The 25,487-nt window shown below is 70.7% G+C and carries 15 protein-coding genes; 6 read left to right on the top strand and 9 right to left on the bottom strand.

What is annotated here, in order from left to right:
• Window positions 1-513 precede the first annotated feature (513 nt).
• The 6 genes from tagF to phnD (PMI12_RS05435) all read right to left on the bottom strand — a co-directional run bounded on the left by tagF (window position 514) and on the right by phnD (PMI12_RS05435) (window position 9,698).
• Entirely contained in the window at window positions 514-1,158 is a 645-nt protein-coding gene (tagF, locus tag PMI12_RS05460) for a type VI secretion system-associated protein TagF (RefSeq protein WP_007829962.1), read from the bottom strand.
• Window positions 1,155-4,757 (bottom strand): type VI secretion system membrane subunit TssM, encoded by a 3,603-nt coding sequence (gene tssM, locus PMI12_RS05455; protein WP_007829961.1) that lies wholly within the window; start codon window positions 4,755-4,757, stop codon window positions 1,155-1,157. The genes tagF and tssM overlap by 4 nt, the downstream gene beginning before the upstream one ends.
• Window positions 4,754-6,085 carry a DotU family type VI secretion system protein gene (locus PMI12_RS05450; protein ID WP_007829960.1) on the bottom strand — a complete coding sequence of 444 codons (1,332 nt, stop codon included), beginning with the start codon at window positions 6,083-6,085 and terminating at the stop codon, window positions 4,754-4,756. The genes tssM and PMI12_RS05450 overlap by 4 nt, the downstream gene beginning before the upstream one ends.
• 30 nt (window positions 6,086-6,115) lie before the next feature.
• A complete protein-coding gene (gene tssK, locus PMI12_RS05445; protein ID WP_007829959.1) occupies window positions 6,116-7,447 on the bottom strand; it encodes a type VI secretion system baseplate subunit TssK in 1,332 nt (443 codons plus the stop codon).
• A 143-nt stretch (window positions 7,448-7,590) separates the two neighbouring features.
• Window positions 7,591-8,664 carry a phosphate/phosphite/phosphonate ABC transporter substrate-binding protein gene (phnD, locus tag PMI12_RS05440; protein WP_007829958.1) on the bottom strand — a complete coding sequence of 358 codons (1,074 nt, stop codon included), beginning with the start codon at window positions 8,662-8,664 and terminating at the stop codon, window positions 7,591-7,593.
• Window positions 8,664-9,698 (bottom strand): phosphate/phosphite/phosphonate ABC transporter substrate-binding protein, encoded by a 1,035-nt coding sequence (phnD, locus tag PMI12_RS05435; RefSeq protein ID WP_007829957.1) that lies wholly within the window; start codon window positions 9,696-9,698, stop codon window positions 8,664-8,666. Before phnD (PMI12_RS05435) ends, phnD (PMI12_RS05440) begins: the two co-directional genes overlap by 1 nt.
• A gap of 161 nt (window positions 9,699-9,859) precedes the next feature.
• Here phnD (PMI12_RS05435) and PMI12_RS05430 point away from each other — a divergent pair, with 161 nt between their 5' ends.
• The 5 genes from PMI12_RS05430 to PMI12_RS05410 all read left to right on the top strand — a co-directional run bounded on the left by PMI12_RS05430 (window position 9,860) and on the right by PMI12_RS05410 (window position 16,628).
• Complete coding sequence (locus PMI12_RS05430; RefSeq protein ID WP_007829956.1) at window positions 9,860-11,749, top strand: ATP-binding response regulator; 1,890 nt, start codon at window positions 9,860-9,862, stop codon at window positions 11,747-11,749.
• A 155-nt stretch (window positions 11,750-11,904) separates the two neighbouring features.
• Window positions 11,905-12,972, top strand: a complete 1,068-nt coding sequence (locus PMI12_RS05425) for an ABC transporter substrate binding protein (protein WP_007829955.1) — start codon at window positions 11,905-11,907, stop codon at window positions 12,970-12,972.
• 47 nt (window positions 12,973-13,019) lie between these two features.
• Window positions 13,020-14,942, top strand: a complete 1,923-nt coding sequence (locus PMI12_RS05420; protein ID WP_007829954.1) for a hybrid sensor histidine kinase/response regulator — start codon at window positions 13,020-13,022, stop codon at window positions 14,940-14,942.
• 22 nt (window positions 14,943-14,964) lie between these two features.
• Entirely contained in the window at window positions 14,965-15,762 is a 798-nt protein-coding gene (locus tag PMI12_RS05415; RefSeq protein WP_007829952.1) for a hypothetical protein, read from the top strand.
• Entirely contained in the window at window positions 15,759-16,628 is an 870-nt protein-coding gene (locus PMI12_RS05410; RefSeq protein ID WP_007829950.1) for an FkbM family methyltransferase, read from the top strand. Before PMI12_RS05415 ends, PMI12_RS05410 begins: the two co-directional genes overlap by 4 nt.
• Window positions 16,629-16,654: 26 nt before the next feature.
• On the opposite strand, the gene PMI12_RS05405 is transcribed toward PMI12_RS05410, so the two are convergent.
• Window positions 16,655-17,632 (bottom strand): GlxA family transcriptional regulator, encoded by a 978-nt coding sequence (locus PMI12_RS05405; RefSeq protein WP_007829948.1) that lies wholly within the window; start codon window positions 17,630-17,632, stop codon window positions 16,655-16,657.
• A gap of 100 nt (window positions 17,633-17,732) precedes the next feature.
• Here PMI12_RS05405 and PMI12_RS05400 point away from each other — a divergent pair, with 100 nt between their 5' ends.
• Entirely contained in the window at window positions 17,733-18,365 is a 633-nt protein-coding gene (locus tag PMI12_RS05400; protein WP_007829946.1) for a cysteine hydrolase family protein, read from the top strand.
• Between the two features lie 10 nt (window positions 18,366-18,375).
• Here the strand turns inward: PMI12_RS05400 and PMI12_RS05395 are convergent, their stop codons facing one another.
• Together PMI12_RS05395 and PMI12_RS05390 are read right to left on the bottom strand one after the other, a co-directional pair.
• The gene (locus tag PMI12_RS05395) at window positions 18,376-23,745 is read right to left on the bottom strand and encodes a two-partner secretion domain-containing protein (protein ID WP_007829943.1); all 5,370 of its coding nucleotides are present in this window, start codon (window positions 23,743-23,745) and stop codon (window positions 18,376-18,378) included.
• A gap of 2 nt (window positions 23,746-23,747) precedes the next feature.
• Window positions 23,748-25,406 carry a ShlB/FhaC/HecB family hemolysin secretion/activation protein gene (locus PMI12_RS05390; RefSeq protein WP_237726047.1) on the bottom strand — a complete coding sequence of 553 codons (1,659 nt, stop codon included), beginning with the start codon at window positions 25,404-25,406 and terminating at the stop codon, window positions 23,748-23,750.
• Between the last annotated feature and the right edge of the window lie 81 nt (window positions 25,407-25,487).

Genomic DNA, 25,487 nt, shown 5'->3' with positions numbered 1-25,487 from the left:
CGTAGGCAAAAGAAAGGCGACCCTGCTGTCTGCGACCCTTCGCTTCGCTTCGGGCAACCTGCGGTGCTCGCGGTTCGCGGGGTCCCGCCCAAACTCGCTTCGCTCAGACAAGGGCGGGCCCTGATCCGCGAGCCGCTCCGCTCCTCGGCACAGCCAGAAGGGATTTGGAAACCGAACGCGCCATCGCTGCGCTCGGCGGGGGGCGGCTGCAGGCGCGCAGCGCCTGCAGCCGCGTAAGGGCCGAGCGAAGCAAAGGCCCGGGAGGATTCCCCTCCCCTCTGGCTGCGCCGAGGAGCGCAGCGTTTCGCGGATAAGGGCCGCAGCTGTTTGAGCGAAGCGAGTTCTGCGGACCCCGCGAAACGCGAGCACCGCAGGTTGCCCGAAGCGAAGCGAAGGGTCGCAGACAGTGGGGTCGCCTTTCTTTGCTTACTTTCTTTGGCGAAGCAAAGAAAGTAAGTCGCCTGCCGGGGCGAGACCCGGCCCCGGGAAACATAACGAAGAGAGGCACTCATCTCACCCCTCCTCCGCAAAGCCGAGGAACAACGCTTCAAACTGCTCATCCCGAGGCAACCCGGTACTCAACATCCGAACCCCATGCTCCGCAGCAGGATCACTCAACCAGAGCGAAGCCCCCGCCGGAGGCAAGTCCAGCGATTCAACCGACCCCTCAGGCAGATCAGAAGAAACGCCTTCGACAAACAGCCGATGCAACACAGCATCAAACCGCAAAGCATCCAGATCCCCATCAAGCCCTTCCAACGCAGCCTGCGTCGCATGAGCCCACCACCGCAACGCAGCAGCCAGCGCCTCCCCCTGCAAACACCCAGGCGCCGAAGCATCGAGCTCGATGGCCAGCGCAAACGGAAAGTACCGCCCCACTCCATCCACCGAAGGCATCAGCACCCCGACCCACGCCTGCTCCCCCGCCACCTGCCGCCCCAGCGCAAAGCACCAGATGGGCGCTTCCAGGTACCGATCGATCCAATCCGCATGCCGATCCCGCAGCCGCGACATGCCGCGCTGCAGCCACTGGTCCCACACCGCACGGAACGACTCAGGCAGCCGGCGATGCGCGAAGTCGCCCATGCCCGGCAGCTTGCCGAACCACCCCGGCAACGCGGTCGATGCAAAGAGCGGCGATGAAGACTCAACGCTCACAACCCCTCCGGACAAGAAAACTCACGCAGCTCGCGCAGTCGGATCGGATGCTGCACGCTGTTCGTCGTCACTTCGAAGCGCGTCTTGCGCGCGCCGATCTGGAAGGTGATGAAGAACTTCTCTGGCGCATCGCCCGCTTCGAGCTGCCCGTCGTCCAATGCGCGGAACAGCGCCCACGGCCCGTCCACCGCCGCGCCCGAGCTGCCGGTGGTCGACGGCGGGCTCACCTGGATGCGCACCTGGTTGCTGCCCTTCGGTCCCGGCCACTGCACGGCCATGGGCACGACAGGACCATGCGCGTATTTCACGAGCTGGCCATCGACATCGAGGATGAACTGGGTGATGCCCGCGTCCATCTCCACCGGCTTGAAATCCAGCCGCATCGACGGGCCCCGGCCACCGCCGCGGAAGAAGATTTCCTTGATGCGCGCGGCGCGCTCGAACTGGGCGATCGCCTGGGTGGTGATGGCGCCGCGCTCGGCCACGGGCTTGTAGCGCCACGGGCGCGTGCTGGTGTCGACGATGGCGGCCAGGCGCTTCTGGAAGAAGTCGTCCATCAACCCGCCGGGGCCGAACATCTGGCCGAAGTCCTCGGGCAGCACGTCGCGCTTGCTGCCCTGCACGAAGGGGTAGCGGCCGGCGATGGCGCGCGCGCAGAACTCGGCCACCGGGCGCAGGTCCTGGCTCAGGTTGCCGCGCTCGGCCACCTGGGCCTGTGCGGCGCCGGCCTGGCTCAGGTTCTCGACCATCGAGCGCACCGGCTCGGGCAGCCGGCCCGCATCGGACTTGAGCTTGCCGGCCACGTCGCCGGGCGGCGGCGACGTGCGGCCCTTCACCGCCGTGTCGACCGCATTGAGGTACACGTACACCTCGTTGAAGAGCTTGAGCGCGTCGTCGATGGGCGCGGGCTGGTTGGGGCCGCCCGCGGTGACGAGGCGGCGCAGCGACTCGAAGCGGTCGTCCACGATGCTCTCGATGCGCTTGCCCGGCGCTACCTGGCGGCCAGGGTCGCTGCCGAACAGGTCCTCCAGGCCCTTGCGGGTGTTGCGCACCGTCTCGGTGGCCTTGCTGACCACGTCCTTGCTGGCGTCGGCCGCGGGGATCAGCGTGGTCTGCTTGACCACGGCGCGCAGGAAGTTCGCGAGCGGCGAATCGACGCCCGAGAGGATGCGCGCGGTCTCGATGTTCTTCTCCAGCCCGCTCACGCGGATCAGGCGCACGTCGGCGAGCAGCGCCTCCCACTGCTTGACGTATTCCTCCAGGTAGAGGCGGCGCACGCGGTCGGTCAGCGCGCCGAGCGCGGCCACGTCGCGCAGCCGGTCGGCGGCGTTGCGGTCTTGCCCCAACACCCACGGGTCTTCGTTGGCGAGCAGGCCGGTGAGCACGGTCACTTCGTTCTGGAAGCGCTTGTGATAGCCGTCGTAGGTGAACATGCCCGGCACGCCATCGGACAGCGGCTTGCCGCTGATGCGCTCGAACACCAGTGGGCCCGAGGGGCCGGTGGCGTTGGCCACGCTGAAGGCCGGAATGTCCTTGGTGGCGCGCTGGCGCTTCAGGCGGCTGAACACGCGCTGCTCCAGCGGGTAGCTCGCGAGCACGGCGCGCACGCTGCGCACCAGGTTTTCGTCCATCTTGAGCGGCGAGCGCGGCGGGCCCTGGGCGATGAGCACGTCAAGCTGGTCTTCGAGCTGCCTGCGCTGGTCTTCGGGAATGCCGCGGTCGAGGTTGCGCGACCAGTCGAGCGTGATCCAGGCCTTGAGCGCCTCGGCGTCGAAGTGCTCGGGCTGGTAGAGCATCAAATAACTCTTGAGCGCCTCGTACGTGAACTCGAGGTTGTCCTTCTGCGCGGTGCGCAGCTGGTCCTCGATGCGCTTGGCGATCTGCGGCAGGAAGGCGTCGTTGAGCGCGCGCTGGTGCGTGAGCATCGCGGCGGCGTCGAGCTTGTCGCCCTGGTACAGGCCCAGCGTCATCGACAGCGGCTCGTCGCCCTGGCGGTTGTCGGGCGTCTTCCAGATGTCGCGCAGGCCCTGCAGCACGGGGGCGACCTCGACCAGGTTCTGCACGCGCGCGGGTAGCGCCGCAAGGTTCTGGCGGGCCGGCTCGACACGGGCCTCGACCGACTTCAGGTAGTTCATGTTCTGCAGCGTGCTGTAGCCCCAGGCCGCGAGCAGGCCGACGGTGACCAGCGTCATCGCCGTCACGCCGATCACGCGCAGCGTGTGGCGGCGGCGCTCCAGCTTCACGTCGGCGCCCGCGAGGCGCTGCTCGGGGAACACCACTTCGCGCAGCAGCGAGGTGAGGAAGTAGCTGCGCCCGCTCGACTTCTGCGGCGCGAGCATGGCGCGCTCGATGCCGAAGCTGCGCGCAAGGCTGCCCATCACGCGGTCGATCGGGCTGCCCTCCTGCGTGCCGCTGGTGAAATACACGCCGCGCACCCATGGCGGCTGCGCGAAGCGCGAGCCGGCGAACACCTGTTCGAGCAGGTCGGACAGCAGCGAGCCGATGGAGCCGAACTGCGCCGGAAAACCGAAGATCGCCGCGCGGCGCGTGCCGTCGGTCTCGCGCTGCATGCGCGCGATGAGGCCGTCGTTCACGCGGTTGTGCAGCAGCGCGAACTCGCGGTGGAAGGCCGTGGAAAGCCCCTTCTCCTCGACCTGCAGGTTCTCGTCGGCCGGCAGCGTGAAGCCGAAGACCTGTGCACGCTGCTCCTTGCCCAGGTCGTCGAAGTAGTCGGTGAAGCCGTAGAGCAGGTCGCTCTTGGTGACGAGCACGTACACCGGCAGGCGCGTGGTGAGCTTGCCGTCGAGTTCGAGCAGGCGTGCACGGATCGAGGCCGCGAGCTGCGTGCGCGCCTCCGGCCCCTGGCTCAGCAGGTCGGCCACGCTGACGGTGAGGAACACGCCGTTCAGCGGCCGGCGCGGGCGCGCCTTCTTGAGCAGGCCCAGGAAGCCTTCCCACGCGCTCTTGTCTTCCGACTGGTGGCTGTCCTGCGTGGTGTAGCGTCCGGCCGTGTCGATGAGCACGGCCTCGTCGGTGAACCACCAGTCGCAGTTGCGCGTGCCGCCCACGCCGCGGATCGCGCCGGGGCCGAATTTCTCGGCGAGCGGAAAGCTCAGGCCCGAGTTCACCAGCGCAGTGGTCTTGCCCGCGCCGGGCGCGCCGATGAACACGTACCACGGCAGGTCGTACAGGTAGCTGCCGCCAGAGATCGACATCCAGTCGCGCCAGCCCGGCTTCCTGCCGGCGGCGTGCAGGCGCATCTGCTTGAGCGTGGCGACGGCTTCGCTGAAGCGCGTGTCGAGGATCTTCTGCTCGCCGTTGACCGGCGCATCGGCCTTGGCGGCCGGGGCCTTCATGAGGCCGTCGGTCAGGTGCCGGCTCGCACGGCGTGCGCGCCAGCGGCGGTACAGCGCGCGCAACACCACGGCCAGCACGATCACGCCGATGACGATGGCGCGCACCATTTCGCTTTCGAGCGGCGCGAGCGCGCCGATCTTCACCAGCGGGCCGATCCACCAGATCAGCAGCGCGACGACGATCAGCGCGAGCAGTGTCAGCAGCAGCGGGCTGAACAGGAAGCCGAAGATTTTCTTGATCATTTCGCGGCTCCCGTGTTCGCGGCCACGCGCTCGGGTTCCGTGAGCAGCACGATGTCGACGCGGCGGTTCTTCGCGCGGTTGGCCGGCGTGTCGTTGGCGGCCACGGGCTCGGCGTCGGCCTTGCCGTCTGCGCGCATGCGCGCCGGATCGACCAGCGTCGACAGCGCGCCCTTCACCGCATCGGCCCGCGCGGCCGAGAGGTGCCAGTTCGACGGATAGCGCAGCGAGCGGATCGGCTGGTTGTCGGAATGGCCGGTGATCAGCACCTCGCCCTTCACCTCCGCCAGCGCCTGTCCGATGCGGCGCAGCACCGGCAGCGACTGCGCCATCGGCTCGGCGCTGCCGGAGCCGAAGAAGGAGTCGCCGCGCAGCCGCACCACGCTGCGGTCGGCCTCGTCGGTCACCGTGACCAGGCCCTGCTTCACCTCGGGTTCGAGAAAGCGCGCGAGGCGTGGCGCCTTCGCCGGCAGCGCGGGTGGCGCGATCTGGATGTTGGGCGCGCGCAGGCTGGACACCGCGGCGTAGGTGGTGTCGGAGCGGTGGTTGAGCGTGAGCCGCAGGCCGAACCATGCGAGCGCCAGCAGCAGCGCGAAGCCCGCCGCGAACACCCACAGCGGCAGCGACTCGCGCAAGCGCACCGTGCCCGGGCCCTGCCCGCGCCAGTGCGGCGAGAGTTCGGGCTCGACGGCCGGGCGGTCTTTCGCGATCAGGTCCGCGAGGCGTTGGCGCACCGAGTCGAGCTGCGCGCGGCCGTTGTCGACCACGCGGTAGCGGCCCTCGAAGCCGAGCGCGAGCACGCTGTAGATCAGCTCCAGCAGCTGGCGGTGCGTGGGCACGTCCTGCGCGAGCTTGGCCAGCAGCTGGAACACCTTCTCGCCGCCCCAGGTCTCGTTGTGGAACTGCACCAGCAGGCTCTGCTTGTTCCAGCCGGCCTGCACGCCCCAGGGCGTGTTGGCGACGGCCTCGTCGAGCGCGGTGCACAGCACGTAGCGCGCGGCGAGCACCGATTCGTTGCTGACCCCGGCGCGGCGGGCGCCGGCATCGAACTGGTTGACGGCGTCGGCGGTGGAGGCGCGCAGCGCCGGCACGTTGGGCGGCTGCGCGAGGTTGCGCAGTTTGCCGATCAGCACCAGCAGCTTGCCGGCGGCCGACACCAGCGGGTTGAGCAGGCCGAGTTCGCCCACGTCGGCGACCGGCGTCGGGTCAGCACCGCCGAAGAAGGGCGCAGGCGATGCGGCCGGCGGCGTTCCTGCCGGCGTGCGCGGCTTGGGCTTGATGACCGTGCGCTCCGACTCGAAGGCAGCGAAGGGATCGGGAGGTGTGCTCATGATGGTGTTCCGTTTCCGTCGGCCGCTTGGCTAGGAACGTATCGCCCAGAACGCGAGGTCCAAGCCGGGGAAGTCGCCGGCGATGTGCATGGCGATGCCGCCCGACTGCTCGAGCTGGCGCCACAGGTCGCTGTTGCGCGTCTCGAGCTCGAAGTAGTTCGCGCCGGTGTGGAACGGAATCTGGCGCGGCGCCACCGGCATCGGCGTCAGCGTGACGCCCGGCAGCGCGAGGTTGACGAGATCGCGTATGCGCTCGACCGGGCCGATCTTGACCTGCGTCGGAAAGCGCGCGCGCAGCGCCTCGCTCGGCATGCTCGCGTTCACCGCGAGCACGAAGGTCGCCTTGCGCTGCAGTTCCACGTCCGTCACCATCGCCACGCGCACGCCGTGCTTGCGGTCGTGCAGGTCGATGCGAATGGCCGACTGTTCGAGCACCATCGAGAGGCTGCGCCGCAGGTCGTCCATGACCGGGCGGAAGCTCATCGCGAGGTCGTCGTGGACGTAGGGGCCGAAGTGGGCCACGCGGCGCGAGTCGCGAAAGCTCGCGAGGTCGCCGGCCAGCCCCAGCGCATGCTCGAAGAAATGCTGCGGGTGCAGCACCGCGCTCTTCGCCAGGTACGCGAAGACGGCTTCGTTGCGGTTCACGGCCTGCAGCAGCATGAAGTCCGCGATCTCGGCCACGCCGCCGGTGCCGCCCTGGGTCATGCGGCCCGCCAGCGCCTCGCCGCGCTGGCGCAGCAGGCCCAGCAGTTCGTCGAGCCAGGCGCGGATGACGGCATGGCCGGCCACGTCGAGCAGCGGCGGCAGCATGGCGCGGTCGAGCTGCACCTGGTTGTCGGCACGGCGCTCGACCACGCGAGCCACGCCGATGGTGGTCCAGGCGTCGGTGGCTTCGCCGGCGCGCATCAGGCGCGTGTGGAGCCGGCCCAGCTGCAGCATGGCGGTGCGTTCGCCGGCGGTGTTGGAGTCGGGCACTTCGGACTCGAGCACGCGGTGGCGCACCAGCTCTTCATATTCCTCGGCGTCGGCCTCGCGCGCACCGGCACGGCGCAGCGGCAGCGCGAGCACCACGGCCTCGTCGCGCATGGAAGAAGGAATGTCGATGGGCTCCGGCAGCGGATCGACCGCCGGCATGTCGAACACCGTGCCGTCGCCGAACACGCCGACCGCCCGCACCAATGCCAGCTTGCCCAGCGTGAGCGCGGCGGAGTCGATCTCCAGCTCGGCAAAGCCCCAGGCGTAGGGGGTGGTCGAACGCAGCAGCACATGCCGCGCATGATCGGCATGACGCTCGCTCTGCTGCAGGTGCTGAGGCTGCAACAGCATCCCCTCGCTCCAGACCACTTTTGTTCGCCAACTCATCCGCACTCCGTCAACGGCAAGGGTGCCTGAAAGAAACACGAAGTTTCCGGCGCGGGCGGCGGCGGGCAAATCCGCCTAACGGCCTAGATGCGGGGTTTTGGAGCTACGGCGAAGGGAGTAGATGCGCTGCTTCCAGCGTTCGGTCAGCGTGCGGCCGCGCGCAAGGTCTCGACCTGCTCCGCGTAGGTCTTCTCGATGCGCTGCAGCCGCTGTTCGCGTGCTGCCTCGTTGACCCACGAGGCCGACATGGCGCGCTGCCTGCCCAGCTGGTATTCGAGCCGTGCCTGCGGCAGCAGCGCGCTGTCATCGGCCGCGGCATAGCCGTAGGCCGCGCGCAGGGTCTTCAGCACTTCTCGCTCGGCGTCGCCGCGCGCGCCCTTGGCCTTGCCATAGCCGGTCAGGAAGCTCTGCAGCCGCGCCTGGAACTCCGGCGGGTAGTCGCGCCGCACCACCATCGGCGCGCCGGGCGGCTGCTCCGATTGCCAAACCACCTGCAGCCGCTCGGCTTCCACCGGGAACTGCTGGCGAAAGCGCTCGAAGTCGGTGGTGTTGTTGGTGGCCACGTCGGCATCGCCGTTCGCCACCGCCAGCGCGGTAGCCTGATGGGTGCCGACGAACTCGCTGCGAAAGCGCGTCTCCATCTCGATGTTGTGCGGCAGGAAGAGCTGGCTCTGCGGCACGATGAAGCCGGTGACCGAACGGCTGTCGCCGCGCGCGAGCCGCCATTTCTCGGGCTGCGCGAGCACGCCTTCGAGCGTGTTGAGCGGCCCGTCCTTGCGCACCAGCAGCACGGCGCGGTGCTCGGGCACGCTGGGGTGCCGCGCGATCTGCGCCACCACCTTCATGCGCCGCTGCATCACGGCGTCGAGCGCCATCTTGGCCGAGAGGAAGGCCATGTCGATCTCGTCGCGGCCGATGGCGCGGTCCAGCTCCTCGTACGTCGGCACCGAATAGGCGCTCACCGGAATGCCGAGGCTGCGGCTCATGTCGGCCATGAGCGGCGTCCACAGCGCGCGCGATTCGACAGCGCCGCCCAGCGGCAGCACGCCGAAGCGGATCATCCTGACGGCCGGCGGCACGGGGGCGGCCTTGTCGGTCTTCTCGGTCGATGCGGCGGCGCCCGCACCCTGCGCCATGGCCATCAAGGGCCCGGCAAGCACGGCGGCCAGAAAAGCCAGCAGCCACCATGGCGGGACCAACGCACGCAAGGGCTTCATCACGGTGTCGTGTCCCTGAGCACGGTGACCTGGTCCGCATAGCCGCTCTCGATGCGCTGCAGGCGGGCCTGGCGCGCGGCGTCGTTCACCCATTGCGCGGTCATGGCGTTCTGCCTGGCGAGCTGGTAGGCCAGCTTGGCCGCGGGCTGCAGCGAGCTGTTGTCGGCGGCCACGAAGCCAGCCAGGTCGTGCAGCGACTTGAGCACCGCGCGCTCGGCGTCGCCGCGCGGCCCCTTGGCGCGGCCGTAGCCGACCAGGAAAGCCTGCACGCGCTTGCGCAGTTCGGGCGGGTATTCGCGGCGCACCACGATCTGGGCATGCGGGATCAGCTCCGACTCCCACAGCACCTGCAGGCGCTCCGTCTCGGCCGGAAAGCGCAGCTTGAAGCGCTCGAAGTCGGCCGAGTTGTTGGTGGCCACGTCGGCCTCGCTGTTGGCCACGGCCAGCGCATTGGTCTGGTGGGTGCCCACGGTCTCGCTGAGAAAGCGCGTCTCCATCGCGATGTGGTTCGGCAGGAAGAGCTGCAGCTGCGGCACGATGAAGCCCGACACCGACTGCTTCTCTCCACGCGCCAGCCGCCAGCGCTCCGGCTGCTCCAGCATGTTCTTCAGCGAATTGAAGGGCGGCGCCTTGCGCGCCAGCAGCAGCGCCCGGTAGCCGGGCAGGCCGTCGTGCCGCACCACCTGCGCCACCACCTTCATGCGGCGCTGGGTCACGGCGTCGAGCGCCATCTTTCCCGACAGGAAGGCCATGTCGACCTCGTCGCGCTGGATGGCCTGCTCCAGCGCCTCGTACGAGTTGACCGACAGCACGCTCACCGGGCGGTCGATGGCGCGGCTCAGCTCGGCCAGCAGCGGGTCCCAGTCGTTGCGCGACTCGAAGGCGCCTCCGAGCGGCAGGATGCCGAAGCGAACCGGCCCGTCCAGCGCGCCGACCTGGGCCGAGGCCCACAGCGGCAGCCCCACGAACAATGCCAGCGCCGCCGCACGGAGGGCGCCTGGCAAATCGGCAAATCGGCGCAAGGAAGCCTGCATTTGTGGGCCTGGGACAAAGGGCCGTTGCGCAGCGGCGGGTCTAACATGGGCAGCGCGGACGCCATTAAATATCAAATACATGCAAAGTTCGTGATGTTTTTCCTGCCTTCCCAGTTCCGGGTTGCCCCTCTAAGCTCGGCGCCCATGCTTGCAATGCCCTCATGAACTGGAACTTCCGCGTCCTGCGCGGCCTGGCCCGCCTGACCTTCGCCCAGCAGCTGATCCTGCTGGCGCTGGTGCCGGCAACGCTGGCCACGCTCGCGGCAATCACCGTGCTGACGCGGCAGCACCTGGGCAATCTCACCGAGCTGATGCGCGCCAATGCGCAGACGGTGGCCCTGCAGGTGGCCACGGTGGCGCAGGCGCCGCTGGCACGCATGGACCGCCGCGCGCTGGCGCGCACCGCCCAGTCGGGCACCTACCAGCCCAACGTGCAGCAGGTGCAGATCTGGACGGAGGACGGCGAGATCGTGGCCAATTCCGAAACCGTCGACCGCGTCCGCGGCGACGGCCTGCAGGTGGTGGTGCCCATCGTGGGCGACGACGGCCGGCACACCGGCCAGGTGATGGTCGAGATGAGCCTGGCCGCGGTGCAGAGCGCACGGCGCTCGGTCTGGTTCAACGTGGGGCTGGTGCTGGCGATCAGCCTGGTCGGCGTGGCCCTGGCGGGCTGGTGGGCGGCGCGCCGCATCAGCGAGCCGATCCGTGCGCTCGGCGAGGCGGTCGATCGCCTCGGCGCGGGCGAGGACGCGAGCGTGGCCGTCGAGGGCACGTCCGAGGTGCGCCACCTACAGCAGGGCTTCAACCAGGCCGCGCGCGCGCTCGCCGAAAGCCACCGGCTGCTGCAAAGCCGCATCAACGAGGCCACGGCCGAGCTGGCGCGCAAGAACCAGCAGCTCGAGGTGGCGAGCCAGGCCAAGACCCGCCTGCTGGCCGCCGCCAGCCACGACCTGCGCCAGCCGCTGCACGCGCTCACGCTGTTTTCCGACGGCCTGGCCAACGGCGAGACCGACCCGGTGAAGCTGCAGCGCATCGGCCACATCCGCGAGTGCGTCGATTCGCTGGACCGGCTGTTCTCCGAGCTGCTGAACCTGTCGCAGCTCGACGCGGGCGTGCTGCAGCCGCAGTGGATCGACTTCCCGCTCGACCGGCTGTTCGAGGAAATCAGCCGCAACTTCCGTCCAGTGGCCGAGCAGCAGGGCCTGCGGCTGGTGGCGCGCAAGACCGACCTGTGGGTGCGCTGCGACTACGTGATGCTCTCGCGCATCCTGAACAACCTGGTGTCGAACTCGCTGCGCCACACCATCGAGGGCGGCGTGCTGATCGGCGCGCGTCGGCGCGGCCGTGGCGTGCGCATCGACGTGGTCGACACCGGCGTGGGCATTGCCACGCATCACCAGGCCCGGGTGTTCGAGGAGTTTTACCAGGTGGAGCCCACCGGCCGCCAGGCGGCGCGCGGCGCGCGCGGCATGGGGCTGGGCCTGGCCACGGTGCAGCGGCTGGCCGAGCTGCTCAACACCCGCGTCGAACTGAGCTCGAAGCTGCACAAGGGCACCTGCGTGCGGGTGCTGGTGCGTTCGGCGCCGCCCGCGCTGCCGGCACCGGCGGTGTCGCCCGCCGCTGCCGCCATCGAGGAGGAAGAGAGCCTGGCCAACGTGCGCATCCTCGTGATCGACGACGAGCGCACCATCCTCGAAGGCCTGACGGTGGTGCTCTCCAACTGGGGCGCCGAGGTGCTGCCCGCGCAGACCCGCGCCGAGGCGCTGGCACTCGCCGACACCTGGGCGCAGCCGCCCGACATGGTGATCAGCGACCTGCTGCTGCAGGGTGGCGACAACGGGCTCGACGTGATCGGCGCGCTCGAGCGCCATCCGCGCGGCATCGGCGCCGGTACCGCGCGCCTGCTCGTTACCGGCGAGACCAAGCCTGACCGGTTGCGCGAAGTGGCGAGTGCAGGCATCGCGGTGCTCTACAAGCCGGTGTCGCCGCGCGTGCTGCGCCAGGCCATTCAAGCGCAGCGCGCGGCCGCCGCGCAAATGGTAGGTGCATAGGTAGTCCGTCGGACATAGGCCGAGCGGCTGCAATGGTGTGAGTTTCGTCACACTGGCAGGCGCCTGCCAGCGCTGACATAAGCCCTCTGCCTTATCGCGCGAAGCGGGGGGCGTCCTTACATTGGACCATCGCTCCCTCGCTGCGAAAGCAGTCCATGTTTGTTGCCGTGAAGTCCTTCTTCTCGCCCCTCTACGGAAGGTTGCGCCGCGCGGCCGGTGCCGCGCTGGCCGCGGGCTTGGCCTGGGGCGCTGGCAGCAGCGCCACGGCGGCGAGCCTCACGGTGCTGATGGGCGACGACGTCGCGGCGTCTTCCGAATTCGTGCAGCGGCTGCGCGCGGACCAGGAGCCGGGCGGCAGGTTCGAGCTGGTGCGACTCGCGCCGGGCGGCGCCGATCCGCAAGCGTCGACGGAAGCTGCGGACGCCGAGCGCACGGCGAACTCCGGCGTGCGCACGCGCAGCCTGCGCACCGCCTCCGATGCTCCGCTCACCATGGCTGTCGGCCCCGCCGCCGCGCGCGCCGCCGTCGAGCGGCCGGGCCACGAGCCGCTGGTGCTGGCGATGCTGAGCCGGCTCGAGTACGAAACCCTGAAGGCCGCCAGCCCCGCCCTGCGGCGCGGCGACCGGCGCGTGGGCGTGCTGCTGCGCGACCCGGCCATGGCCGACCAGCTCGCGCTGATCAATGCGGTGCTGCCGCAGAAGCACCGCGTGGGCGTGGTCGCCACGCCCGAATCGGAGCCGCTGGTGCGCGAGCTGCAGCGCGCGGCACAGGGCGCGAACCCGGCCTGGGAGCTGCGCGTGGAATACGCACCCGACGCCAGGTCGCTCGCCGCCGCACTGCGCCTCGTGGTGCCGCAGAGCGACGCGCTGATGGTGCTGCCCGACCTGATCGGCGACAACCAGGCGGCCACGCTCTCGGTGCTTCGTGCCGGGGCGGGCGCGGGCCTGCCGGTGTTCGGCGCCAGCGAAGGGCTGGTGCGCTCGGGTGGCCTGGCGGCGGCGGTCTCGACGCCGTCGCAGCTCGCACAACAGGCGCGGCTGCTCGGCCAGAAGGTGGCGGGTGCGAGCGTGGGTGCCGGTGCGGGCGGCAGCAGCAACAGCGTACCGCTGGTGGAAGCGGCAACGCCCGCCACCGTGCGCGTCAACGCCACCGTGGCGCGCGGACTCGGCCTGCGACTGCCGGAGGAACGGGAACTGGCCGACCGCCTCGCGCCCCCCCGATGAGCACCGCACCGCCTTCCCACAGTCCGGTAGCACCCCGGGGGACGCCGGTGTCGTCCTCAACACCGCCGCCGCTCCAGTCTCCCCACACGCTGACCGTGCGCGGCAACCTGCAGCACGACCTGTTCCGCCTTGGCGTGGTGCCGTGCGCGGCGGTGGCGCTGGCGCTCACCGGCTGGTTCACGCACAACCGACTGCACACCCTCGAAGATGCCTTCGATGCCGAAGGCCAGGCCGTGGCGCGGCAGGTGGCGGCCATGTCCGACCTGAGCCTCTATGCCGGCGACCTGCCGGCGCTGCAGAACGTGGCCAATGCCGCGCTGCGCGGCGGCCAGGTGACGCGCGTGGAAATCAGCAACAGCGCGGGCGTCTACGTCACGGCCGGCCCCAAGACGCCGCCGCTGGCGCAGCTGCGCATGTTCACCGCACCGGTCACGCTGCGCGAAGCCTCGCGCGCCAGCGCCTTCGCGCCCGCCGGCTCCACCGCGGCGGGCGACACGCCCATCGGCCTGGTGCAGACCTTCCGCGACACCGCCGCCTACACGCGCGAGCGCAGCCGCTCGCTGTTCGCGGGCATCGGCATCGCGCTCGTCGCGCTGGTGGCGGCGTGGGCCTCGGTGCGGCACATGGCGCGCACGGTGACGCGGCCATTGCGGCGCGTGTCGCGCACGGTCGCCGCGCTGGAGTCGGGGCACTTCGAGGCGCGCTGCGACGTGGTCGAGGACAGCACGCGCGACACGCACGAACTCGCGGTGCTCGCGCACGACATCGATCGCCTCGCCGAGCGCCTGCAGAGCAACCGCCAGCTCAGCGAGGAGCGCGTGCGCGAGGCCACCGCCGTCGCGCTGCAGCGCATGGCCGAAGCCGAGCAGGCTGCGCTGTCGCGCGCGCGCTTCCTCGCGGCCGCGAGCCACGACCTGCGCCAGCCGCTGCATGCCATGGGCCTGTTCATCGACGGCCTGCTGCCCGGCGCCTCGCCCGCGCAGCGCCCGGCCGTGCTGCGGCTGCAGGAGAGCACGGAGTTCATGGGCGTGCTGCTCGACGACCTGCTCGAGATCTCGCGGCTCGATGCGCAGGTGCTGACCCCGGCGATCACCAACGTGGCGCTGTCCGCGCTGTTCGACCAGCTCGATGCGCAGCATGCCGCCATCGCCGCGCAGGCGCGCGTACGTCTGCGCTGGAGCGGCCGCGGCCTGGCCGTGCGCACCGATGCGGCGATGCTGCAGCGCATCGTCGGCAACCTCGTGGCCAACGCGCTGCGCCATGCGCCCGAGGGCGGCACGGTGCTGGTGGCCGCGCGGCGCAGCACGGCCGGCGTGCGCATCGAGGTGCGCGACAACGGCGTGGGCATCGCGCCGATCCACCAGGGCCGCATCTTCGAGGAGTTCTACCAGGTGGCCAACACCGAGCGCGACCGGCGCCGCGGCTTCGGGCTGGGGCTGGCCATCTGCGCGCGCATCGCTGCGCTGCTGGGCACGCGCATCACCGTGCGCTCCGCGCTGCAGGCGGGCAGCACCTTCGCCTTCACGCTGCCCGCGGCACGGCTGGCCGACGTGACGCCGCCCGACGCGCCACAGCAGGCCCCCGCGCCCCTGGCCGGCCTGCGCTGCCTGGTGGTGGACGACGACCCCGCCATCCTCGACGGCAGCCGCGCCCTGCTGGCGCAATGGGGCTGCGAGGTCGAATGCGTGAACACCGGCGCCGAGGCCATCGCGCGGCTGGGTACCGGCGACATCCGCTACGACGCCGTGCTGTGCGACCTGCAGCTGGCCGGCGATGGCGACGGCGTGGACGTGATCGACGCCGCCAAGCGCCTGCAGCCCGATGCGCTCGCGGTGCTGGTGTCGGGCGCCACCGGGCCCGATGTGCTGCAGCGGCTGCGCCAGGGCGGCGTGATGCTGCTGACCAAGCCGGTTGCGCCGGCCAAGCTGCGCGCGCTGCTGACCACGCGGCGGCACGTGCACGCGAACTGACTTCCTTCAAGGAAACCTGCCGATGCTCGAACTCGCCGCCCTGAAAGACATCCGTCCCTTCGTCGCGACGCCCAGCCACGCGGGCACCATGAGCAGCAACTACGTGCGCAGCCTGCTCGGCCTGGTCAATCTGGCCTGGACGCACGGCTTCGCGATGCAGACGCGCTTTCTCGACGGCGACAGCCTCATCACGCGTGCACGCAACCGGCTGGTGGCCGAGTTCATGGCCGATGCGCGCTGGACGCACCTGTTCTGGATCGACGCCGACATCGGCTTCGAGCCCGAGGCGGCCCTGCGGCTGCTGCTGGCGGGCCGCGACGTGGTGGCCGGCATCTATCCGCACAAGACCGACGGCTGGCCCGAGGCCGGGCTCGACGCGCCGTTGCCGGCCGGCAGCACGCGGCAGGACTTCGAGGCGCGACATGCCCGCTTCGCGGCGAATGCCGCGGGGCCCCGGCTGGCTATCGATGCGGACGGCTTCGCCGAGATGCTCGACGCGCCCACCGGCTTCATGCTGATCGCGCGCAGCGTGTTCGAGCGCATGGCCACCGCCTTTCCCCAACTGCGCTATGCGCCCGACCGCCACGCCGACCCGGCCGACCGCGCGCGCGCCGCGTTTCACTACCGCTTTTTCGACGTGCTCGCCGAGCCCGGCAACGGCGCCTACCTGGCCGAGGACTTCGCTTTCTGCCGCCGCTGGCAGTCGATCGGCGGCAAGGTCTGGATCGATGCGCGCTCGAACCTGTCGCACCAGGGCCTTCGCACCTACACGGGCCATTTCGGGCAGGCGTTGGCGGCGCGCGGCGGTCCACCGGCATGAACGACGAAGCACTGGCCAGGCTGCTTGCACTCGATCGCCCCACCGAGGTGGTCGACGTCGGTGCGAACCCGATCGACGGCGAGCCGCCCTACCGCGCGATGCTGGCGGCCGGCCAGTGCCGCGTGACCGGCTTCGAGCCGCAGCCCGACGCGCTGCGCGCATTGCGGCGGCGGCGGGGCACGCTGGAGCGCTACTTCCCGTGGGCCGTGGGCGACGGCCGGACACACACGCTCCACGTGTGCGCCGCTCCCGGCATGACCAGCCTGCTCGAACCCGACCCGGCCGCGCTCGCGTTGTTCGACCTGCTGCGGCCGATGGCCCAGGTGGTGGCGCGCGTTGCGGTTCAGACGCGCCGGCTTGACGACATGGAAGAAGTCGAGCACCTCGACTTCCTGAAGATCGACGCGCAAGGCAGCGAGCTGGCGGTGCTGCGCGCAGGCGCGGTCCGGCTGGCGCAGGCCGTCGCGGTGCAGACCGAGGTGTCGTTCGTGCCGATCTACCAGGGGCAGGCATCGATCGGCGAGATCGACCTCGAGCTGCGTCGCCAGGGCTTCCTGCCGCATTGCCTGGCCGAACTCAAGCACTGGCCGTTGGCGCCGTGCGTGGTCAACGGTGATCCGTGCCAGCCGCTGCGCCAGCTGCTCGAAGCCGACCTGGTCTACGTGCGCGACATCACCCGGCCCGACGCCATGAGCGACGCACAGCTCAAGCACCTGGCCATGCTGGCGCACTGGTGCTTCCGCTCCTTCGACCTGGCGCTGCGCTGCGTGCTGCTGCTGGAGCAGCGCGGCGCGCTGGCCGAAGGCACGCAGGCGCGCTACCTGCGGCTGGCCGCGCGCGCGGCCCTGCCGCCGGCGGCCGACTAAAGCGCTGAGCAGCAAGCAGCGAGGGCTCAGGCCGTCGTCTCGGCCCGCGAGAACTGCCGGCGATACGCCGTCGGCGACACCTTGAACGCGGTGGTGAAATGCTTGCGCAGCGACACCGCCGAACCAAAGCCGGCGCCGGTCGCCACGCGCTCGACCGGATGGTCCGTGGTCTCCAGCAGCCGCTGCGCCAGCGCGAGGCGCTGGTTCTGCACCCACCGGCCCACGGTCGTGCCGGTGGATTCGCGAAAGCGCCGCGTGAAATTGCGTCGGCTCATGAGCGCGCGCCGCGCGAGGTCGTCCAGCTCATGCGACGTATCGAGGTGCTTGCCCAGCCACTCCAGCAGTGGCGCAAGGCGATCGCGCTCGGCCGCGGCGGGCACGGGCTGCTCGATGTACTGCGCCTGCCCGCCCTGCCGGTGCGGCGCGACCACCATGCGCCGCGCGGCGCGATTGGCCGTCTCGGCGCCGTAGCGCACGCGCAGCAGGTGCAGGCAGCAGTCGATGCCCGCGGCCGTGCCGGCGGAGGTGAGCACGCTGCCGTCGTCCACGTACAGCACCTCGGGCTGCAGCCGCACCTGCGGGTACTGCTTCGCGAAGGCCGCAGCCAGCTTCCAGTGCGTGGTGGCGGGCCGGCCGTCGAGCAAGCCCGCTTCGGCCAGCACGAAGGCCCCCAGGCACAGGCCGACCACGGTGGCGCCGCGCCGGTGCGCAGCCTGCAGCGCGCGGATCAACGCGGGCGGCGCCGCGCTGCCGTCGTCGCGCCATGAAGGCACCACCACGATCTGCGCGCGGCGGATGGCCTCCAGCCCGTGCTGCACCCCGAGCGTGAAGCCCGCGTTGGTCTTCAGCGGGCCGGGCTCCGGTGCGCACACCCGCAGGCGGAAGCGCGGTGCGCCGCTCTCGGTGCGGTCTTCGCCGAACACCATGCACGGCACGGACAGGTGAAAGGGGCTGATGCCGTCGAAGGCGACGACGGCGATGGTTTCGGTGGCTGGCGCTGGCATGGCCCGATCTTATCGATGAATGGCTTTCGGGCCACTTTCTCCGGACTGCGCAACCGCGAAGAATCAGGCCATCCGAACCACACAAGAGAAGGAGCCTTTCATGAGCAGCAACACCGCCCCGCGCCGCGCCCTCGTCGTGGTCGACGTGCAGAACGAATACTTCGAAGGCGGCGGCCTGCCGATCGAGTACCCGCCCATCGAAGACACGCTGCCGAACGTGACGAAGGCCATGGACGCGGCACGCGCCGCTGGCACACCCGTCGTCGTGGTGCGCCACCATGCCCCCAAGGGCGCGCCGGTGTTCCAGGCCGACACCCACAACGGCCAGCTGCACCCCGAGATCGCGAAGCGGCCGCGCGACCACCTCGTCACCAAGAGCTTCCCGAGCGTGTTCACCGGCACCGACTTCGCCGACTGGCTCGCGCGCCACGAGATCGACACGCTGAGCGTGGCCGGCTACATGACGCAGAACTGCGATGCCTCCACCGTGTACGAGGCCATGCACCGCGGCCTGAACGTGGAGTTCCTGTCCGACGCCAGCGGCGCGCTGCCGTACGAGAACGCCGCGGGCAAGGTCACGGCCGAGGAGATCCATCGCGTCTTCAGCGTGGTGTTCCACAGCAACTTCGCGGCCGTGGCCACGACCGCGGCATGGATCGCCGCGATGCAGGAAGGCCAGGCGATCCCGAAGGACAACGTCGTGATGTCCAACCGCCGCGCACGCGGCGTCTGAGCGGCTTCGTTCAGAAGTCCGCGCAGCCGTTGCGCTTCTCGGTGTCCACGCAGTTCAGCAGGTTGGGCCGAGAGCGCACGCGGGACCATTCGCGCGCCAGCACGTCCGCGCCCTGCTGCGCGCGGTCGCCGTCGAGCGGCCCGGTCGCCAGGCAGATCGGCGCCTGCCCGATGTTGCGGTCGTACAGCCAGGTGGTGGGCTGGTCGCGCACCACGTCCACGCTGGGCAGCGACACGAAGCCGCTGACCTGCAGCTGCCCCGGCACCACGCGCACCGCGTAGCCCTCGGCCGAGGTGAAGCTGCCGTTGATGGGATAGAAGCCCGGCGGGCTGGAGCGCGTGGCCGGCGAACCCGGCACGCCGAAGATGCCCGCGCCGGTGTCGCCCAGGATCAGCCCGGAGATGCTGTAGACGAACGGCGGGTTGGGCAGGCCGCCGGCGCGCTGCGCATTGCCGATGGTCACGGTGGCCAGCGGCTGCTGCGCGTAGATGAAGTGGTTGCCCGTGGCCGGCACGGTCACGGTGCACAGGCCCAGGTAGGCGCAGTGATAGAAGTTCGGCAGCGGTGCCGAACCCGCCAGGCCGCCGCGGGTTTCGCCCACCCAGGTGTCGGCCCACACGCGCCAGCTGGCGCCGCCGATGCCGTTGCCGCCCGGGTTCTGGAAGCGCGCGGCCGCCACGAGGTCGGTGCCGCCGGCGCTGGTCACTGGAGCGCCGAGCGTGAGGTCGCCGGCCAGCGTGCGCACGAACACGGTGTCGGCCGCCATCGAGGTCGCCGACAGTGTCTGCGGCAGGTTGCCCGCCGCATCGAAGCCGGTGACCGACACCGCGCCGAGCGTGAGCGCATCGGCATCGACGTAGGCGAAGCGCCCCGCCGCGCCGCCGCCGACCGTGCCCACGTGGTTGCCCGAGTCGTCGAGCACCACGCTGCCGCCGCTGGAACGCGCGAGCAACGTGCCCGCGGTGATGGCCGCGCCCGCCGCCTGCCGGATGTCGCCCGCGCTCACCAGGCCGAGCTGCGGCGTGCTCACCGCACCATCGAGCTGGATGTTGCCGCCACCGCCGTTCTGCAGGGTCAGCGGCGACGACACGGCGAGCGGCGCCACCACGGTGATGCCCGCCGCGTGCGCGTTGCTGCCCGCCACGATGGTGCCCGCGCTCAGGCGCGTGAACTCGTCGGCCGACACCGCGAAGCCGGTGGCCGCGGTGCCGCCCAGCGTGATCGGGTTGCCCGTGCGGTCGCCGGCGTTGCCCGCCGTGTCCACGCCGCCAGGACGCAGGTTCAGCACATTGGCCGCTCGCACCGTGCCGCCGATCACCAGCGCGTCGGTCGAGCCGTCGTTGGCGGCGCGCAGCACCACGTTGTTGTTGCCGTCGATGCGCCCTCCGGGCTGTGCGAAGGTGCTCAGCGGCGGTACGGGCGCAATGGTGACGCCGGCACCGTCGGCCTGCGATTCGCCCGTCACCGTGATGTTGCCGTTGCCCAGCGAGGTCACGAGACTGCCGGCACCGATGCGCACGCCGCTGCCCAGCGCGGTGTTGCCGCCGGTGCGCACCAGCCCGTCGACCTGGATGTCGCCGTCCACGCTGCGCACCGTGGCCCCGTTGATGAGCACGCCATAGCCCGCCAGCGGTGTGAAGCTGGAGAAGCCCGCGCTGCCCACGCCCACGATGCCGATGCGCCCGCCGGTGGTGAACACGCCCTGGGTCGCCGTCGTGCCGCTGATCGCCACGCCGGTGTCGACCAGCCCGCGCCCCGCGATCGACACGTTGCCCGTGGCCGTGTTGATGCTGGAATTGCTGATGCTCACCACCGGCCCCGAGAAGGAAGATCCGGTCGCGGTCGAGCGCCCGTCGATGGACACCGCGCCCCCGGTTCCCGCGTCGAGCTGCGCGGTGCGCGTGTCGATGGTCGCGTTGTTCAGCGAGATGACGGAGCCGCTGTTCAGGCCGTTGGCGGTCATCGAGACGTTGCCGCCGTTGGTGTTGATGGCGCCGGTGAAGAAGATGCTGCCGCCGTTGACGCCCAGCCCCGCGTTGAACTCCACGTTGAGCGCGCCCACGCCGGCCACCGAGCGGTCGGACCGGATCACCGTCGCCGCATCGAAGCTGTTGATGTTCGCGGCCGCGTCGAGCCGGAAGGTGACGGGCGTGGCGCCGGTGTTGCGGTCGATCAGCACGCCGGTGCCCAACGTGATGGTGCCGGCGCCGGGCGGGCCGCCCGTGCCGGTGGTGATGATCACGCTGGTGTTGCCGTTCAGCACATTGTTGATGTCGCCGTCCAGCACCACCGACGTGGCCAGCGGGTCGAAGGGGTTGGTGGGCAGCGTGCCCGCGGCCGCGCCATGGTTGATGGTGACGTCGAACGGGTCGATCAGCCACGTACCCGCGGTGCCGCCCGTCGTCGAGGCATCCACCTGCACACCCGACAGGTCGAAGTGCGGCGCGGAGGTTTCCACCAGGCCGCCGTTGCCCGTGCCCGCACCGCCGCGCGCCGACAGGCTGCCGTGCGCACGCAGCGTGTCGCCCGCCACCACCTTCACGCTGCCGCCGTTGCCCGATGCCGAGGTGCCGCTGGCGTCCAGGGCGGTGTTTGTGCCGAGCGCGATGACGTTGGTGGCCGCGATGTCGATGCTGCCGCCGCCCGTGGCGCCGCTGGCGTCCAGGCGCGCGACCAGCGGCGTGCCGTCGAAGTTCTGCGAGCCATCGACGAGCACGTTGCCCCCGCTGATCGAGATGCTGCCGCCCCGGCCGCCGCTGCTGGCCACGGACAGCATCGCGCCCTGGGGCACGCTCAGGCCCGAGCCGAAGGTGTTCATGCGCAGGGCAACGTCGGTGCCCAGCCCGTCGATGGCGATCGTGCCACCCGCCGTGCGCAGCGGGTTGGGCTGCGACGCGTCGGCGCTCACCGCCACGCCATAGATCGACTCGCCGGTGGGCGTGGTAACGATGCCGCCGCCGCCGTCCAGCGCGGCGGTGAAGCCCGCGCTGCCTGCCTTGCCCACCACGTCGATGCGCCGGCCGTCGCCCGCCGTCACGCCGCCCGACAGCGCCACGCCGTTGCCGCCGCCCGCCGTGCGGCCATTGGCCGCGAAGCCGAGGTACTTGTTCAGCGCCTCGAGGTTCGCGCCCGTGCCTTCGATGCGCACGTCGCCGCCTGCGTTGATGAACGAGCTGTCGATGTCCACAGCCGTTGTGGTGCCGATCGAGCCGGCCGGCAACGTGTTGTCGGTCCAGGTCGCGCCGCGGCCCGTGACCGACACGTTGCCCGGTGTCTCCAGACCGGAGCCATCGCCGATCCGCACGCCGCCGCCGCCGAGCGCGGCCAGTCCGTCGATGGTGACGCCGCCGCTGCCGGCCTGCACCTCGCTGCCCTGCAGCGTGACGCCGTCGGTGGCCCGGTAGACGAAGTTGGTGCTGCTGTCCTGCGTGTCGACACGGGTGCGGCCCTGGCCGCGCAGCGAAACCTGCCCGCTGCCGGTGGTGGCCAGCGTGCTGCCGTTCAGCGCGATGCCGTCGCGCCAGGCGTCGTCGCTGTTCGACACCGAGCCGCCGACGGCGCGCCCATTGACGGCATCGCCCTGGCCGAAGAAGCGGATGTTGCCGCCGTTGGCGTTGATGGTGGCGTCGGTCAGGCCGATCGAGGCGCCGTAGTCGAGCTCGTAGCTCGGGTTGCCGCCGCCGGCGTTCACCTGCGTGGCGTTCTTGGCCACCACGCCGCTGGCGTCGGCGTTGAAGTCGACGTTGAGCGCGCCGATGCGCGCGTCGATGGCCGAACCGCTGGCCATGGCGATGCCGCCGCCCGAGTCGACTCGCAGCGTGGCGGTGCCGCCTTCGTTCTTCACGACCTGCGCGCCGTTGCCGAAGGTCACGCCCGCGTTGTCGCCGGTGCGTGTGCTGGCCAGTGTGACGTCGGTTCCCCGGCCCAGCGCGGCGCCCACGGCGCTGGCGCTCACATTGCTGGAAGACAGCTGCGGGTAGCCGCCGTCGTAGGCCGGCAGGGTCTGGTCCACACCCAGGTCGGCGCCGGTCGACAGCGTCCAGCGGCCGTTGGCGCCGCCCTGTGCGCCGCCGCCGGCGTCCACGCGTGAGGGGTCGATGCGCACGAAATCGCCCGAGGTCGCAATGTTGCCGCCCGCGCCGCTGCCGGCGCCGCGTGCAGTGAGTTCACCGAAGGCCTGCAGGTGCGATTCGCGCAACGGCAGGGCGTTTTCCGCATCGCCCGGAAAGGCCGTGCCGCTGGCCGTGCCCACACTGACCGTGCCGCCCGCGCCGGCGCTCCTGGCATCGGCACTCAGCACCGAGCCGGCCGACAGCGCCACGTCGTAGCCCTGCACCATGACCGAGCCACCGCCCGCTTGGCCGCTGGCATCAGCCACCGTCTTGATGCCGTCACCCGTCCCCTGCAGGGTGACCTTTCCGGCGGTGATGCGGATGTCGCCACCGCGCTCGCCGGCCGCAGTGCCCGTGGCGTCGAGCGTGCCACCGGTCACCTGGACCTCGTTGTCCTGGCCGCCGCCCAGGAAGATCTCGCCGTTGCGCGTGCCCACCGTGCGCGCGCGCACCGTGCCGCGCTGGTTGACGACCAGTTCGCCCACGGTGGCCGACCGCCCCATGACCGCCACGCGGCCGCCGTCGGCCTGCAGCGTGCCGGTGTTGCCGACGCTCGCATGGGTGGCCATGGTGTCCGTCGAAATGACGATGTTGGTCAGCCCGTCACCCGCGAGGTCAAGCGTGACCTTGCGGCCCGACGCCAGCGCGACGGTGCCGCCGTCGGCGGCGATGCGGCCGCTGTTGGCGTCGTCGCCCACGCGGGTGTTGGCCACCGTCGCGCCCATCAGCACCACGGGGCCGCCGCCGGTCGCGGTGATGCGCCCGGCATTGATCACCGTCGCGACGTTGTCGTCTGCGCGCTCGAACGTGAACCGCCTGGTGTTTTCGTTGAGGAAGTCCGCGTCGCTGGTCGTCATGGCCAGCGTGGAAGCGATGAGGCCGCCCACGTTCACCGTCGCGCCCTGGCTGAACAGCACGCCGTTGGGGTTGACCAGCACGATGCGCCCGTTGGCGTTGAGCTGGCCCGCGATGGTGGAAAGCTCGTTGCCCGTCACGCGGTTGAGCAGCACGCTCGACGCACCCGGCTGGGTGATGTTCACCACGCCGCCCGCGCCGATGGAGAAGCCGGTCCAGTTGACGATGCCGCGCGCAAGGCCCTGGTTGATGGTCATCACGTTCGCGAGCTGCGACATCGTGACGTTGCCGGCAATGGGCTGGAAGCCGGTGGGCAGCGTCTGGGCAATGGCGGGGAGCGCCCCTGCGCAAATCAGCGAGAGCGCCAGCGGCCGCAGCGGCAGCCGGAACGAGGGGGGCGTGCGATGCGTCATGGTCAGAACGCCTTTTGAAGCTGGACGTACAGCCGCGGATTGCGCCCGCCGCCGTCGGTCTGCGCCGGTGCCGTGCCATCGCGCCAGGCCAGCGTCGCGTTGATCGAGAAGTTGCCGGGCCGCGACCAGCTCACGCCGACGCCGTAGCCGCGCACGCTGCGGCTGTTGCTGCCGTCGAAGGGCGTGGGGCTGCGCGAGAGCTTGCCGTGCGCGGCGTCGTAGAACAGGAAGGGCGTGAGCTCTTCGTTGAAGGACCAGCGCCACTCGACGGTGCCGATCACGCCCTGGTCGACCAGCACCTCGCCCGACGGATAGGCCCGCACGGCGCGTGCGCCGCCGAGCGCGAGCTTCTCCGACGGATCGAGGTTCCTGCTGGCCCACTGGCCGCCGACGGACAGGTACAGCGAATGCCTGGGAACGATGGCCTGCAGGCGGGACAGCTGGAAGCTCAGCTTGGAGAAACCGCCTTCGGTGCGCCGTCCGCCCAGGGCCTGGTCGGCCTCCCGCGTCGCCGGGTCGTCGATGGACAGCCGGCCGTGGTACAGCGTGCCCGAGCTGGCCCAGTAGCCGCCGCCCAGCACCTCGTCGCGCCGCTCCCAGGTCCAGCCGAGGCCCAGGCCGCGCACGCGCTTCTTCACGCGCACGTCGGCCACGCCGATCTCGTCGGTCAGGTCCTTGATGTCGGCGCCCAGGCGCAGGAACAGGTTTTGCTGGCGTTGGCGGATGAGCGGGTAGCTGAGCGAAAGGTCGAACACGTCGGCGCGGCCCTGTGCGCCGAGCTCGGAGAACTCGCCGCCCAGCTCGTAGTTGACGCGCGACAGCCCGACCCCCGCGCGCAGCCCGCTGGTGCCGATGGGCGCCTCGTAGGCGATGCGGCCGAACTGCAGCGCATTGCTGTCGGACACCATCAGGCGCATGTCGAGGTTGTCGCCGATGCCGAAGGGGCTGAGCCAGCGCGCCGTGCCGCCGATGCGGTAGCGGCCCGACTCCTTCGTGCCGTGGTTGTCGGCTTCAGCGGTGAAGGCCCAGCGCGGCGCGGCCGCCACTTCGACCGAAAGATCGGTGGTGCCGGGCTGCGAGCCTTCCTGCAGGCCCGAGGACACCTTGACGCCGGGCTGGTCGGACAGCAGCAGCATGGCGCGCTCATAAGCCGGCGCGCTCACGGCCTCGCCGGGCTGCAGTGGCGCGAGGAAGCCGCGCACGCGCGATTCGCTGGTCGGCGCATCGGGCGCGACCACCACGTCGACCTTGCCGAGGCGGCCTTCGATCACACTGATCTCGACGATGCCGTCGCGCACGGTCTGCACCGGCACCACGGCCTGCGCCAGGAAGTAGCCGCGCTCCTTGTAGCGTGCGGTGATGGCCTTCGCGAGTTCTTCGAGATCGCCGAGCGTGACGTCGCGGCCGATGTAGGGGGCGGTGATGGATTGCAGTTCTTCGTTGCTCAGCGCTTTCACGCCGTTGAGCCGCAAGTCGTTGAGCCTGAACGTCGAGCCGGCGGGGCGCGGCGGCGCGGGCAGGCTCTGCGGTGCGACGGCACCGGTGGGGGCTTGCGCGAGCGGGCGATCGCAGGTGCCGCAGGGGTCCTGGGTCGACAGCAAAGTGTTGGTATCGGACGCGTGCGTACGCTCGGCTGCGACCAGCAAGGTTGCACTGACCAAGGCTGTGACTGCGAAGGCAATCGGGGTGGGGCGTTGACTGGCGCGCATATGTCAGTGCTCCGTTGCGCGTTGCGTTGCTGG

Source organism: Variovorax sp. CF313 (assembly GCF_000282635.1).
Classification (GTDB): Bacteria; Pseudomonadota; Gammaproteobacteria; order Burkholderiales; family Burkholderiaceae_C; genus Variovorax.
The sequence above is the reverse complement of the archived record's forward strand: the minus strand, read 5'-3'. Positions and strand labels throughout refer to the sequence as shown.

Bases quoted from the DNA above. Each gene is read 5' to 3' on its own strand.
- tssM (WP_007829961.1), bottom strand. From the start codon at position 4,757: ATGATCAAGAAAATCTTCGGCTTCCTGTTCAGCCCGCTGCTGCTGACA.
- PMI12_RS05450 (WP_007829960.1), bottom strand. From the start codon at position 6,085: ATGAGCACACCTCCCGATCCCTTCGCTGCCTTCGAGTCGGAGCGCACG.
- tssK (WP_007829959.1), bottom strand. From the start codon at position 7,447: ATGAGTTGGCGAACAAAAGTGGTCTGGAGCGAGGGGATGCTGTTGCAG.
- phnD (WP_007829958.1), bottom strand. From the start codon at position 8,664: ATGAAGCCCTTGCGTGCGTTGGTCCCGCCATGGTGGCTGCTGGCTTTT.
- phnD (WP_007829957.1), bottom strand. From the start codon at position 9,698: ATGCAGGCTTCCTTGCGCCGATTTGCCGATTTGCCAGGCGCCCTCCGT.
- PMI12_RS05430 (WP_007829956.1), top strand. From the start codon at position 9,860: ATGAACTGGAACTTCCGCGTCCTGCGCGGCCTGGCCCGCCTGACCTTC.
- PMI12_RS05425 (WP_007829955.1), top strand. From the start codon at position 11,905: ATGTTTGTTGCCGTGAAGTCCTTCTTCTCGCCCCTCTACGGAAGGTTG.
- PMI12_RS05415 (WP_007829952.1), top strand. From the start codon at position 14,965: ATGCTCGAACTCGCCGCCCTGAAAGACATCCGTCCCTTCGTCGCGACG.
- PMI12_RS05410 (WP_007829950.1), top strand. From the start codon at position 15,759: ATGAACGACGAAGCACTGGCCAGGCTGCTTGCACTCGATCGCCCCACC.
- PMI12_RS05405 (WP_007829948.1), bottom strand. From the start codon at position 17,632: ATGCCAGCGCCAGCCACCGAAACCATCGCCGTCGTCGCCTTCGACGGC.
- PMI12_RS05400 (WP_007829946.1), top strand. From the start codon at position 17,733: ATGAGCAGCAACACCGCCCCGCGCCGCGCCCTCGTCGTGGTCGACGTG.
- PMI12_RS05395 (WP_007829943.1), bottom strand. From the start codon at position 23,745: ATGACGCATCGCACGCCCCCCTCGTTCCGGCTGCCGCTGCGGCCGCTG.